This is a genomic window from Microbulbifer sp. ABF4_143, from assembly GCF_056160225.1.
The window spans coordinates 107318-120585 of the sequence record NZ_JBSWWT010000012.1; the positions used below are offsets into that span (position 1 = coordinate 107318).

7 protein-coding genes are annotated in these 13268 nt (G+C 63.7%); 6 read left to right on the forward strand and 1 reads right to left on the reverse strand.

Annotated elements, in window-relative coordinates; all coding sequences use genetic code 11:
• The first annotated feature begins 187 nt into the window (after positions 1-187).
• The 3 genes from ACXAF3_RS11285 (at position 188) to ACXAF3_RS11295 (ending at position 4669) form a co-directional block, all read left to right on the forward strand.
• Positions 188-1288: an ABC transporter ATP-binding protein gene (locus tag ACXAF3_RS11285; protein WP_475112404.1), complete on the forward strand. Its 1101-nt coding sequence runs from the start codon at positions 188-190 to the stop codon at positions 1286-1288.
• Between the two features lie 104 nt (positions 1289-1392).
• Positions 1393-3606 (forward strand): extracellular solute-binding protein, encoded by a 2214-nt coding sequence (locus ACXAF3_RS11290; protein WP_475112405.1) that lies wholly within the window; start codon positions 1393-1395, stop codon positions 3604-3606.
• Positions 3607-3739: 133 nt separating this feature from the next.
• Complete coding sequence (locus tag ACXAF3_RS11295) at positions 3740-4669, forward strand: sugar ABC transporter permease (protein ID WP_475112406.1); 930 nt, start codon at positions 3740-3742, stop codon at positions 4667-4669.
• A gap of 355 nt (positions 4670-5024) precedes the next feature.
• On the opposite strand, the gene ACXAF3_RS11300 is transcribed toward ACXAF3_RS11295, so the two are convergent.
• Positions 5025-7142 carry a TonB-dependent receptor gene (locus tag ACXAF3_RS11300; protein ID WP_475112407.1) on the reverse strand — a complete coding sequence of 706 codons (2118 nt, stop codon included), beginning with the start codon at positions 7140-7142 and terminating at the stop codon, positions 5025-5027.
• A 500-nt stretch (positions 7143-7642) separates the two neighbouring features.
• On the opposite strand from ACXAF3_RS11300, the gene ACXAF3_RS11305 reads away from it, so the two are divergent.
• From ACXAF3_RS11305 to ACXAF3_RS11315, 3 genes are all read left to right on the forward strand, one after another.
• On the forward strand, positions 7643-10564 hold the full coding sequence (locus ACXAF3_RS11305; protein WP_475112408.1) for a TonB-dependent receptor: 2922 nt from the start codon (positions 7643-7645) through the stop codon (positions 10562-10564).
• A gap of 111 nt (positions 10565-10675) precedes the next feature.
• A complete protein-coding gene (locus ACXAF3_RS11310; RefSeq protein ID WP_475112409.1) occupies positions 10676-12229 on the forward strand; it encodes a tryptophan halogenase family protein in 1554 nt (517 codons plus the stop codon).
• Positions 12226-13236 (forward strand): cupin-like domain-containing protein, encoded by a 1011-nt coding sequence (locus ACXAF3_RS11315; protein WP_475112410.1) that lies wholly within the window; start codon positions 12226-12228, stop codon positions 13234-13236. The genes ACXAF3_RS11310 and ACXAF3_RS11315 overlap by 4 nt, the downstream gene beginning before the upstream one ends.
• Positions 13237-13268 lie beyond the last annotated feature (32 nt).

A 13268-nucleotide genomic window follows, 5' to 3' on the forward strand; every position in this document is an offset into this window, starting at 1 on the left:
AGATCTTTCGCCCAGCCCCCGGCGCGGATGTCCGCGGGAGGGGGCGAATGACAATGCACGCCGCCCGGTTCCGTCCCGGGTCCGACTTCGCCCGGAGCCCGGTGCGGAAGATAACAAGATTGCGCATCGATGAGAGAGCCCAGTCCAGACACACTGCCCGGCGCCTGCGCTGGCAAGGGTAACCGCCGTGGCCAGCATTGAATTCAAGCGGGTCACCAAGCGCTACGGCGACAACCCACCCACGGTGCCGGGCCTGGACCTGCATATCCGCGACGGCGAATTCATGGTGCTGGTGGGTCCCTCCGGCTGTGGCAAATCCACCACGCTGCGCATGATCGCCGGGTTGGAGTCGGTTACGGCCGGCGAGCTATGGATCGGCGATCGGCTGGTCAACGACCTGCCGCCGGCGGCCCGCGACGTGGCCATGGTGTTCCAGAACTACGCCCTCTATCCGCATATGACCGTGTTCGAGAATATGGCCTTCGGCCTGCGGGTGCGCCGGCAGCCGGAATCTGTGATCAGGGCCAGGGTGGAGCAGGCGGCGGAGGCTCTGGGCCTGAGCGAACTGCTGGCGCGCAGGCCGGGGCAGCTGTCCGGCGGCCAGTGCCAGCGGGTCGCGCTGGGGCGCGCGATGGTGCGCGACCCGCAGGTGTTCCTGTTCGACGAGCCGCTGTCCAACCTGGACGCGGAACTGCGCGTGCAGATGCGCGGCAATCTCAGTCGCCTGCACCGGGAGCTCGCCACCACCGCCGTCTATGTGACCCACGACCAGGTCGAGGCCATGACCCTCGGCTCGCGTATCGCGATTCTGAACCGCGGCGAGCTGATGCAGGTGGGCACGCCGATGGCGCTGTACAAGGATCCGGACAATGTGTTCGTGGCCGCTTTTATGGGCTCGCCGCCGATGAATATAGTGCCGGTGCGGAATAGCGGTGTGGGCCTGAAAAACTCCCTGATCGATATTGAGCGCGATGGCCTCGACGGCCTGGCCGGCGAGCTGTTACTGGGTATTCGCCCGGAGAAGCTGTGCCACGGCGCCGCGGCGCCGGCCCACTGGCCGCGCCTGCGCGCCCCGATAGAGATGGTCGAGCCCCTCGGCGCCGAGATGCTGGTGCATATCGGCTCGGGCGATGAGCGGATGATCGCGCGGCTGCCGGGTTTGCAACTGCTCACTCCCGGGCAGACCCTCGAGCTGGCGCTGGATCCGGACGCGGTCTACCTGTTCGATGCGCACAGTCAGCAGCGCATTCGCGAGGCCCGGCCTGTCGCGGTGGCGGAGCCGTGCTGAGGACTCCACCCTGCAGGAGCCTGCTTGCAGGCGAACAGCGGAGTTGCCTTCGCGCTCTGCGGCTTTCGCCTGCAAGCAGGCTCCTACAGGGTGTCCTTTTTCTAGTGCTGTGGCTCGGTGCGGCCAGGTCTCTCGCGGCGGAAGAGCTGCTGCTGTGGCACGGCTACCGCGGCGCCGAGCGCCAGGCGCTGGAGCGGCTGCTGGACGACTACAACCGCAGCCAGACGGCCGTGAGGGTAAAGGCGCTGGCGGTCCCCTTCGGCGGCTACGCCGACAAGCTGTCCGCGGCGCTGCCGCGGGGCCAGGGGCCGGACCTGTTTATCTTCGCCCACGACCGCATCGGCGGCTGGGCCAGCGCCGGCCACACCATCGCGCCGATCGACAGCCTGGTATCGCCGCAGGTGCTGCGCCGCTTTCCGGAAAAACTGCTCGGTGCCATGCGCTACCGCGGCGCCCTCTACGGCCTGCCGTTCAACTTCAAGAGCACCGCGCTGATCTACAATCGCGCGCTGATCGGCGCGCCCCCGGCGGATACCGATCAGATGATCGCGCTGGCGCGCGCCCATACCGACCGCAAGCAGGGCCGCTTCGGCCTCGCCTACAGCTACACGGAGCCCTTTTTCCACGGTGCGCTGATGAATGCGTTCGGCAGTGGTCCCTTTGATGCCGATGGCCGTCTGGTGCTGGACAGCGAGGCCAATATCCACTCGCTGCGGCTGCTGGCGGGCTGGGTCAGAAAGGAAGCGGTACTGCCGGAGGAGCCGAACAGCACCCTGGTCAGCAACCTGTTCAACCAGGACCGCGCGGCCATGGTCATCAGCGGCCCCTGGATGCTCGGCGAGATAGATCCGCAGATCGACTACGGCGTGGCAACCCTGCCGCGCCTGAGTGCCAGCGGCAGGCCGCTGTCGCCCTGGGTGGCGGTCGAGGGACTCTTCCTGTCCCCCTGGTCGAAAAACAAGGCCGCCGCCTATGCGCTGATGGAGTTTCTGACCGCGCGCGAGGCCGCCGAGCGGATGGCCATCGCCGGCGGTCAGCTGCCGGCCAATCTGGCCGCCTTCGAGCACCCGCAGATCGCGAGCAACGACGCCGCCATGGCCTTCCGCGCGCAGCTGGAGACCGCGGTGCCGATCCCGAACCTGCCGGAAATGACGCTGCTGTGGAAGCCGCTGGAAAATGTACTGAAGAAGGTCGTCAAGGGCGCGGCGCAGCCGGAGGCGGCCATGCAGCGCCTGCAGCGCCGGCTGGAAAAGGATATCGCCGCATTGCAGGCGTCGCAGGGCCGCGCTGCCGGCCCGGCGCGGCTGCCGGCCTGGCTGTGGGGCCTGGGCCTGCTGCTGGTGCTGGCCGCCGCGGCGGCGCTGCTGAAGCTGCGCCGGCGTATCGCCGATACCTGGCGCCGCAACAGAACGGCCTATCTGTATATCCTGCCGGCGGTACTCGGCATGCTGCTGCTGGTGTTCTTCCCGCTGCTGTACGGCCTGCTGCTGTCGTTTACCGACACGACGCTGCTGAACGAGAATACTTCCTTTGCATCCCGCTGGCTGGGGCTGGACAACTACATCGGTATCCTCGGCGACTGGAATCTCTGGTATGGCGAGGGTGCCGAGCGCAGTATCAACTTCGACAACTTCTATTGGACGCTGCTGGTCACCGTCTGCTGGACCGCCGGCAACGTGTTGCTGTCTGTCGGTCTGGCACTGCTGCTGGCGCTGGCGCTGAACAGGCCGATATTCGGTGGAGGTTTTTTCCGCGTGCTGCTGATACTGCCCTGGGCCGTTCCGAACTACATCACCGCGCTGGTGTGGAAGGGCATGTTCCACCCGCAGTTCGGCGTGATCAACCAGGCGCTGCAGATATTCGGTTTCGCACCGGTGGCCTGGTTCGATTCGGTCGCTGCCAGCTTCGTCACCGGGCTGGTCACCAATGTGTGGCTGTCGATCCCGTTTATGATGGTGGTCATTCTCGGCGGCCTGCAGTCGATACCGCGCGAGCTCTACGAGGCGGCGCGGGTCGAGGGCGCCGGGCGCTGGCTGCAGTTCCGCGCCATCACGCTGCCGCTGCTGAAGCCGGTGCTGGTGCCGGCGGTCATCCTGTCGGTGGTGTGGACCTTCAATATGTTCAACGTCATCTATCTGGTCAGCGACGGCGCGCCGGCCGGGGCCAACGATATCCTGATCACCAAGGCCTTCCGTATCGGCTTCGAGAAATACCAGTACGCCTATGCGGCGGCCTACTCGATGGTGATACTGGCGCTGTTGTTCTGCTATGCGCTGTGGCAGACGCGGGTTTCCAAAACCCTGGAGGCGGTGCGATGAGTGGAATGCAAATGATGGGCACGCTGCGCTTTGACTCGCGCCGTCCATGGCGCTCACCCGCTTCGCGGGCGCCTTCGGCGTCCAAATCGGTAGTCCTGCCGATTTGTGCCCATCCTACGCAAGGGGTGACGCCATGAAGGCCATCGTAGGATGGGCAAAGCGCAGCGTGCCCATCAGACCATCGTGGAGCGACAGGGTGCTGCGGGATATCTTCAGCTGGCGCTTCGCGCTGCTGCTGTTCGCGTCTGCAATTGTGATCTACCCGCTGCTGTGGGTCGTCAGCCTGGCCTTCTCCGGCCAGCAGTCGCTGCAGCTGGTGGTGGACCCGCCGGAGGCCGGCTTCTTTAGGAGGCTGGCGGCGCTGGTGCCGCTGCCCGGCCAGTGGTCGTTGGACAACTTCCGCGCGGTGCTGGCCGAGCAGCCGTTTATGCGCTGGCTGCTCAACAGCCTCGCGGTCGCACTCGGCACCACCGCGGTCGGGCTGAGCCTGTCCTGTAGCGCTGCCTACGCCTTTTCCCGCTTCAGGTTCCCCGGCCGCGAACGCGGCCTGATGCTGTTTTTGATCTCGCAGATGTTCCCGGCGGTGCTGATGCTGATACCGCTGTATGTGATCGTCGTGCAGTGGCTGGGGCTGGGCAACACCTGGCTGGGGCTGGTGTTGGTCTACTCGATCACCGCGCTGCCGTTTTGCGTGTGGATGCTGAAGGGCTACTTCGACACACTGCCCTACGAGATTGAGGAGTCGGCGCTGCTCGAGGGGGCCTCGCGCTTTACGATTTTCTACAAGATCATCCTGCCGCTGGCGCGCCCGGCCATAGCGGTGACCGGGCTTTTTTCCTTTATGACTGCGTGGAACGAATTTATTCTCGCCTCCATCTTTATGGACGACGAATCCAAGTACACGGTGCCGGTGGGGCTGCGCTTCTTCGTCAGCGATTACGCGTCCGACTGGGGCTTCTTCGCCGCCGGTTCGATACTGGTTTCGATACCGGTGATGCTGCTGTTCCTGGCCCTGCAGCGCTTCCTGGTCTCCGGTCTGTCCGCCGGAGCGGTCAAGGGCTGAGAAGCTGTTTGAGAGCGCCAAGCCGGAGCTGGGTGAGGTACCGCTTTCCGGGACACGTCGTGAATCCATCCCTGGAGGCTTGTCGGCGAGATCCCTCTCTCCAACAGTCCCGGAAAGCGGTACCTCACCCAGCTCTGATAGCTTCTTGCGAGATTCCAAATAGGTTTTGAGGCCCCCCGGCGGCCTTCCCTAGCAGGCTGTTGAAAAAGTATTTTTCGACAGCCTGCTAGCTCGGTCGTGGGCGGCCGGGCCGCAAATCAAGCTCGTAAGTGCTTGATTTGTCGTTGAGGGTTTGCGGACATGCGCCGCAAACCCGGGTTGAAGAAGGTCAGGGATGTTTTTTTTCAACAACCTGCTAGAAGGTGTAATTCACCCCGGCGTTGACCGTGGTGCCGAGACTCATGCTGTGGTAGGCGCCTCCGCTGTAGGTGAAGGCCTGGGCGCGGGCGGAGAAGTACTCCTCGTTGAGCAGGTTCTCGATACCGGCGAAGAAGCGCCAGCTGCCCCGCTGGTAGTTGCCGCTGAGGTTGACCACATCGTAGGTGCTGACCGGGGCATAGGCGCCGCTCCAGTTGCCGTCCGCGTCCGGCTCGAAGCGCTTCCTGTCTCCCACGCGGTAGTAGGTCAGCGCCAGGCTGGCGTTGTCCATAGGGCGCCAGTCCAGGTGGGCGACGAACTTGGGCGGCGAGATGATGCGCGCATCCAGGTATTCATCCGTATCCTCGTCCTTGCCCTCCACCCAGCTGTAGTTGGCGCCGGCGCTGAGGCGGTCGGAGATGCGGTATGTGAGCGCGGCCTCGTAGCCCCACATCTTGTGCGGCGCGCGCACCGGCTCGTAGATACCCGTCTCCGGGTTGTAGGTGTTGGCGGTGCCCAGCTCCGAGGTGCTCTCGAAGGCGGCGATACTGAAGTCGAAGTCGTCGAAGTGGGTGTCGAGGCCGATTTCGTAGCTGTCGATAATCGACGCCTCCGTCTGGATCAGCGCGATATCGTTTACCGTGGCGGCGCGCAGCAGGCGCCCCAGATCGGAGGTGTCCGCGCCCTGGGAGTAGTTGGCGAAGGGGCTCAAGTGGTCGTTGATATGGTAGCGCAGCGCCAGGTTGTAGGTGGTGGCCTCGTAGCTGAGCTTATCCCCCTTCACGTCCATCGGCACCGAGCAGGTGTCGGCGTCGCGGCACAGCCTCAGCGTGCGGTAGTCGTCCACCGCCAGGTCGATGCTCTCGTGGCGCAGGCCGGCCTTGAGTATCCAGTCGTTGCCGATGATCCACTTGCTCTGCAGGTAGCCGGCCAGGCTGTCCATATCCATCTCCGGTACCCAGACGCGGCCATCCAGCAGCGGCTGGGAGGTGACGTCGTTCAGCGCGTCCAGGCCGTAGGTCAGGGTGGTGTCCACATTGTCCCAGCCCAGCTGGGTGTTGAAGTTGAAGCGCAGGCCCTTCTTCTCGGACTTGATCATCGACTGACCGCCGTCGTAGCCCTCTTCGGGATTCGACAGGGTGGGGGAGAAGAAGAACACATTCTCGATCACCTGCCCGTAGGCGTCGATGGTTATCGCGGTGTTTTCGGTCAGGCTGTCGTCCACATACTTGAGCATCAGGTTGTGGTTGCCCCGGGGGCCCTGGGGATCGCCGGGGGCATCCTCGCTGGCGGGCACCGCGTAGGTCTTGGTGCCGTCGTTGACCGAGCCGAGCACGTCCTCCAGGTCGGCGTTCTGCTGGCCCTCGAAGTAGTTGTAGGTGAACTGCAGGAACCTGTCGCCGTCCAGCCGGTAGCCCAGCTTGGTGAAGAGGTTCTGGGTTGCGCTCTCGGACAGGCCGTAGATGGTGCCGATGATATCGCCCTCCGCGTCCCGCTCCACGCCGCGCTCGTCGCGGGAGGCGCTGGCGACGAAACTGAATCTGTCGCGGGTGCCGCTGATCGAGCCCTGGGTGCGCAGGCCGGCGCTGTCCTCGAACTCGACCGCGCTGACGCGGCTCGACACCGAGGCCTGGGCGGCGAACTCGCTGTCCGCGGCGCTCTTGGTGATGTAGTTGATGATGCCGCCGGCGGCGCCGTTGCCGTAGATGGAGGTGGCCCCCTTGACCACCTCGATACGCTCGATCATGTCCGCGTCCAGGCTGCGCATGCCCAGGGCGCCGTTGCGCAGCGGCGTGGACTGGGGCACGCCGTCGATCATCACCAGCGGCATGCGCCCGCGCAGGGTGGTGCCGAAGTTGCTGGTGGAACCGTTGCCCGGCGCCAGGCCCGGCACCTGGATGGCCAGCAGGTTCTGCAGCTCGGCGCTGACCTGCAGCTGCCGCTCGATGGCGTCCCGGTCCAGGACGGTGACCGACACCGGCACCTCGTCGATGCTCTCGACAAAGCGGCTGCCGGTGACTATCACCTGTTCCATTTCCCGGTTGTTTGTTTCCTGGGCCTGGGCGGCGGTGCAGGCGACCGCAGCCACGGCCAGTGCCAGTGAGCGCAATTCCATGGTTTTTGTTTCCGATTGAGAGTGGAGGAGGTCGGCTAGCGTGCGAGGTGTCGCACTTTGCGCGAATGATAACGATTATTGTTAAGTTTTGTAAGTTTTCTGGCCGGCAGGGTTGGCGCCTCGCTGCTCTGTCTAGCGTTCGGGCGGCCGGTCACAGTTTTCCGTTGGTTGATTTTTGTGCCTTTGGTAGAGTTTTCTCTGCGCTCGCCCCATCGCCGCGCATCTTTGCGGGAATTTGTTAACTATTTGAAAAATATGGAGTTTTCCCGTCCCGCTTTGCTGGGGTCAAGGTGGGATAGTCCATTTTTCCCCATTCCGGCAAGGTGGGACGACTCAATCTGGCGCCGTGCTCGAGGATAAGCTGACGCCAGATCGGGTCGCCGGTGCGAAATGAGAGTAGCCGCATTGGATGTAAATGAACCCAGAGATATTGAAGAGTTGTCCCGTCTGGCGAAACCACTACATAACGAAAACGACGTGACGATGGGGGAGGCAACTCCATGAACAGAATGACCGGATTCAAGAAGAATTCCATGGCCGCAGCTATTGCCGCACTTGCGGGGCTGAGTGGCGCGGCACTGGCGCAGGACGCGACCCTGGAAGAGGTGACCGTTGTCGGTATCCGCGGCAGCTTGACCAAGTCGATGGACATTAAACGCGATGCCCAGGGCGTGGTGGATGCCATTTCCGCCGAGGATATCGGCAAGATGCCGGACACCAATCTGGCGGAGTCACTGCAGCGGATCACCGGTGTGTCCATCGACCGTCAGAACGGCGAGGGCAGCCGGGTCACCGTGCGCGGCTTCGGTCCCGATTACAATGTGGTCACCCTGAACGGCCGCCAGATGCCGGCGGCGAATATCGAGGCGACCACCGCTTCGGCCTCCCGCTCCTTCGACTTCGCCAACCTGGCCGCCGAGAGCGTCAGCGCAGTGGAAATCTACAAGACCGGCAAGGCCAACCTGCCTACCGGTGGTATCGGCTCGGTCATCAATATCCGTACAGTCCGCCCGCTGGAACAGGATGACATGGTGCTGAACCTGGGTGCCAAGACCACCTACGACACGTCCAGCAGGGAAGGTGACAGCTTGACCCCCGAGCTGTCCGGTATCTTCAGCACCAAGTTTGCCGACGACACCATCGGCGTGGCCTTCACCGGCTCCTACTCCGAGCGCGACAGCGGCTTTGCCAAGTCCGAGACAGGCCCCGGCTGGTACACCATCCCGGGCGGCCAGGGGGACTGGGGTTCTATCGCGCCGGACAACCCCAATTTCGAGAACGCCCCCCAGGAAGGGGATATCTACGCGGTGCCGCGCGGCATCGGCTACAGCTTCGGCGAGGTGCAGCGCGAGCGCACCAACGCCCAGCTGACCCTGCAGTGGGCGCCCCGCGACGACTTCGAGGCCACCCTCGACTACACCTACGCCGAGCAGGACGTGGAGCAGCAGTACAACGCCATGGGTGCCTGGTTCAACGGCGTACCCCTGGAGGGCTCTTTCACCAAGGGTTCCGGCAATGGCAGCGTCGTGGCGCCGATCGTCTATACCGATGGCACCGGCTCAGATGTGACCTTCAATGCCGGCGAGTGGGGTACTGTCAACAAGAACGACTCCATCGGCCTGAACCTGGTCTGGAATCCGAACGATAACCTGACGCTGGCCTTCGATTACCACAACTCCAGCGCGGAGAACGGTGCGAAGGACGGCCGCGGTAGCAACAACAATATCGCCGGTGTGCAGTTCAACCGCGCCGCTACCACCGTCAACTACGGCAAAGACCTGCCCATCACCAGTTTCGAATTTATCGATGGCCAGGACTTCGACCCGGCGCAGATGCTGACTTCCGGCAGCAGCTTCCGCAACGGCTACATGAAGCACGATATCGAGCAGGCGAAGTTCGACGGTACCTTCGATGTCGACGCCGGTCCGTTCAAGAGCATCGATTTCGGTATTGGCTACCTGGAGTCGACCAACCGCTCCGCCTTCGCCAATGCCCAGCGCGATACCTGGGGTGGCTACGGCTCCCCGGAAGATTATCCGGACGATATCTTCGTGCGTAAGAGCATGGCCAGCGCGCTGGATCAGTTCGACACCGATGGGATGACACCCTACTACTACGCGGCGGACTTCGACGGCATGATCAATGCCATCTCCGCCATCGCCGCGGCAAACGGCGAGACCATCAGCCCCTGCGGCACGGTGCTTTGTGCCAGCGATGACTTCACCACCGACCGCACCGCGGTCGAGACGCAGCAGTCTGCCTATGCGCAGGTAAACCTGGCCTGGGAGGACGTCCCGATGCCGATGAATCTCGCCCTGGGGCTGCGCTTCGAGGATACCCAGGTGGAAGCCAAGGCACTGGTGCCCCAGTACGACTCCATCGCCTGGGTCGGCGACAACGAGTTCCGCGCCCAGGAGAGCGGGCTGGGCTTCAGCAGGCAGTCCGGGGCCTACAGCAACTGGCTGCCGAATATCGATTTCGATATCGCCCTGAGAGACGACGTCGTCGCGCGCGCTTCCGTGAGCAAGACCATCACGCGCCCCGGCTTTGCCGATATCCAGGGTGGCCAGACGATCGACTCGCTGTTGCGGGCTCAGGGCGGCAATGCGTCGCGCGGCAACCCCGATCTGGACCCGTTCGAGTCCACCAACTTCGACCTGTCTGCCGAGTGGTATTACGGCGAGGGCAGCTATGTGTCCGTCGGCTACTACCGCAAGGATGTGAAGAATTTTATCGGTCAGAGCTCGTTCACGGAAACCACCTTTGACCTGGCGCATCCATTCAACGGACCGCGCTATCTACAGGCTGTGGCCGATCTGGGTACCGATGACCCGGCGACGGTTCGCGAGTATCTGAATGACCTGTACGGCGAGCCTTTTACGGGATCTGCCGCAGAGGGCGACCCGTTAGCCGAGTTCACCGTAATCGCGCCGGTCAACGCTGAAAATGCACAGATCGACGGTTTCGAGGTGGCGGTCCAGCATATGTTTGGCGACTCCGGTTTCGGCGGTATCGTCAACTTCACCACCGTCAGCGGCGATATCGCTTACGACAACTTCAATACCAACAAAGGGGAAGGGGCCGAGAACCAGTTCGCGCTGCTGGGCCTGAGCGATTCCTTCAACATCGTCGGCTTCTACGACAAGAACGGTATCCAGGCGCGGATCGCCTACAACTGGCGCGATGACTTCCTGACCGGCACCTTCGACGGCAACGGCGAGCGCAACCCCGTATACACCGAAGCCTACGGCCAGTGGGACTTCAACGCCAGCTACGACCTGCAGGATAACTTGTCCGTATTCGTGGAAGGTATCAACATCACCAACGAGACCCAGCGTCTGCACGGCCGCCATAAAAATATGATGATCGCGACCATTCAGACTGGTGCTCGCTATAACCTGGGAGTGCGCTATAGCTTCTGATGTAATCCTAGGAGTGGTGGCTCTGCGCCACTCCTATCTCACAGGATGTGAAGGGCGTGAGCAATCACGCCTTTTGCGTTTACGATGTCCCTGCAGTGGGAGGGCTCCGCGATGCAACAGGCTCCGTTATCCATCCTGATATTGGGCGGCGGCGCGGCTGGCTGGTTGACCGCCGCGGTATTGGCGGCCGAGCACGGCCGGGCCAATGGCGGCCACTGTGACATTGTCCTTGTGGAGTCGCCGGATATCCCGACCATCGGGGTTGGCGAGGGCACCTGGCCCTCGATGCGGGAGACGCTGCGGCGCGTCGGTCTGAGTGAGGCGCGGCTGTTCGCCGAGTGCGAGGCCGCATTTAAACAGGGCTCCCTCTTCTCGGCCTGGCGAACGGCCGACCGCAACGATCGCTACTACCACCCCTTCTCCCTCCCGCACGGTTATTTCGAGCAGGATCCCGCCCCCTTTAGCAAAGAAGCCTATGCCTACGCCGTGACACCGCAGGCGGCCATCTGCGATGCGCATCTGGCGCCCAAGCAGCTGGCCACACCCGAATACGCCGGCGTACTCAATTACGGCTACCACTTTGACGCGGTGAAATTCGGCCTGTGCCTGCGCGACCACTGCACCAGTAATCTGGGCGTGCGGCATCTGCGGACGAATGTCGCCGCGGTGGAAGGCGGTGCAGGTGGCAATATCGCCGCTCTGGTGACCGATGCCGGCGAGCGACTGGGCGCAGATTTGTTCGTGGACTGCTCCGGCAGTGCGGCGGTGATTATCGGCGAGCACCTGCGGGTACCCTGGGTCGACCGCTCGTCGATCCTGTTTAATGACCGCGCTCTGGCGGTGCAGATTCCCCACGCCTCCCCCGAGTCGCCCATCGCTTCTGTCACGCGCGCCACCGCGCAGACCAATGGCTGGATCTGGGATATCGGCCTGCCCTCGCGCCGCGGTATGGGTTACGTCTATTCCAGCCGGTTCACCGATAGCGCGACCGTCGAGGGGGAGTTCCGCCGTTTCCTCGCGCGCGAGCTGCCGGCGGGGGCGGATAGCGAACTGCAGTTCCGCGAGCTGAAGTTCGCGCCGGGGCACAGGGCCGCCATGTGGCAGGGTAACTGCGTCGCAGTGGGTATGGCCGCCGGCTTTATCGAGCCCCTCGAGGCATCGGCGCTGGCATTGATCGAGCAGAGCGCCGGCCTGATCCGGGATTTTTTGCCGGCGCACCGGCAGCAGATGGCACTGGCGGCAAAGCGTTTTAACCGTCAGATACTGGCGCACTGGGAAAATATTATCGATTTCCTCAAGCTGCACTATGTGCTGTCCGAGCGCGCGGATTCCGACTACTGGCTTGCCCACCGGCGGCAGGAATCCATACCGGAATCTTTGCGGGAAAACCTCGAGCTGTGGCGCCACAGAGCGCCGGCGAAGCAGGATTTTCCCCAGGCGCAACCCCTGTTCCCCCCGGCGAGTTACCGCTATGTGCTAAACGGTATGGGGTATCACTGCGACAGGGTGCGGGCCCCGCGCAGGGACGGCGATCGGGCACGCGCGCAAACACTGCTGGCAGAGGTGCAGCAACAGCTCGCCAGTTATCGGCAGGGGCTGCCGGACAACCGGCGGCTGATTGCGCAGCTGATCACCCGCAGCCGGGCGGGAGCTGGCGCACGATGAAGTATCCAGAGCATATTCCGGCGGTCGAAACCTGCACCGGCGTTGCCGCAGACGAGATCGCCGCGCGGATTGCCGGTCGGACTACGCCGCTGTTGATAAAAGGGGCCGTTGCCGACTGGCCGCTGGTGGCGGCGGGCCGCGCCGGAGCCTTGTCCGACTACCTGGCGCCCTTTGACCGGGGGCGGCCCATTGTCGTGTTTCGCGCCGCCGCGGAGACCCGGGGGCGCATTTTCTACAATGACGCCATGGATGGATTCAATTTCCAGCGCAGCGCCGCTGACCTGCTGCCGACGCTGCGCGCGCTGGAAACCAAAAGTGTCGGCGGGGAATACTGCTACGTTGGCTCCACCCCGGTCGATCACCACCTGCCCGGGCTGCGCCAGCACAACGATATTTCCGTCGGCCGGCACAAGCCGCTGGTGTCGCTGTGGTTTGGCAACCGCACCCGCATCGCCGCCCACTTCGACCTGCCGGAGAACCTGGCCTGTGTGGTGGCCGGTCGCCGTCGCTTCACGCTGTTCGCACCGGAGCAGGTGGCAAACCTCTATCCCGGCCCGCTGGACTTCAACCCGGCCGGCCAGGCCATCAGCATGGTCGACTTCTACGCGCCGGATTTCGAGCGCTTCCCGCGCTATCGCGACGCCCTCGACGCCGCCCTGGTTGCGGAGATGGAGCCCGGTGATCTGCTGTATGTGCCGAGCATGTGGTGGCATCAGGTCGAGGGGCTGGATGATCTCAATATGCTGGTCAACTACTGGTGGCGCTCGACTCCCGCCTGGAGCGGCCTGCCGCAGGACGCGCTGATGCATGCGCTGCTGTCGATCGGCGGCCTGCCGGCGGCGCAGAGAAAAGCCTGGGGGGAATTGTTCCAGCACTTCGTGGTGGACCGGCAAGATGCGCTGGAGCATCTGCCCGCGCACACACATGGCCTGCTCGGCGACCTGGACCGGCAGTCGGCCGCGCGGCTGAAAAAATTACTGATAGAAAAACTGCAGCGGATGCCGTGAGCCCGGCGCAGGGCGATCAAGCAGAGAGAGAC

Coding starts and splice junctions, on each gene's coding strand:
- ACXAF3_RS11295 (WP_475112406.1), top strand. CDS start 3,740: ATGAAGGCCATCGTAGGATGGGCAAAGCGCAGCGTGCCCATCAGACCA.
- ACXAF3_RS11300 (WP_475112407.1), bottom strand. CDS start 7,142: ATGGAATTGCGCTCACTGGCACTGGCCGTGGCTGCGGTCGCCTGCACC.
- ACXAF3_RS11305 (WP_475112408.1), top strand. CDS start 7,643: ATGAACAGAATGACCGGATTCAAGAAGAATTCCATGGCCGCAGCTATT.
- ACXAF3_RS11310 (WP_475112409.1), top strand. CDS start 10,676: ATGCAACAGGCTCCGTTATCCATCCTGATATTGGGCGGCGGCGCGGCT.
- ACXAF3_RS11315 (WP_475112410.1), top strand. CDS start 12,226: ATGAAGTATCCAGAGCATATTCCGGCGGTCGAAACCTGCACCGGCGTT.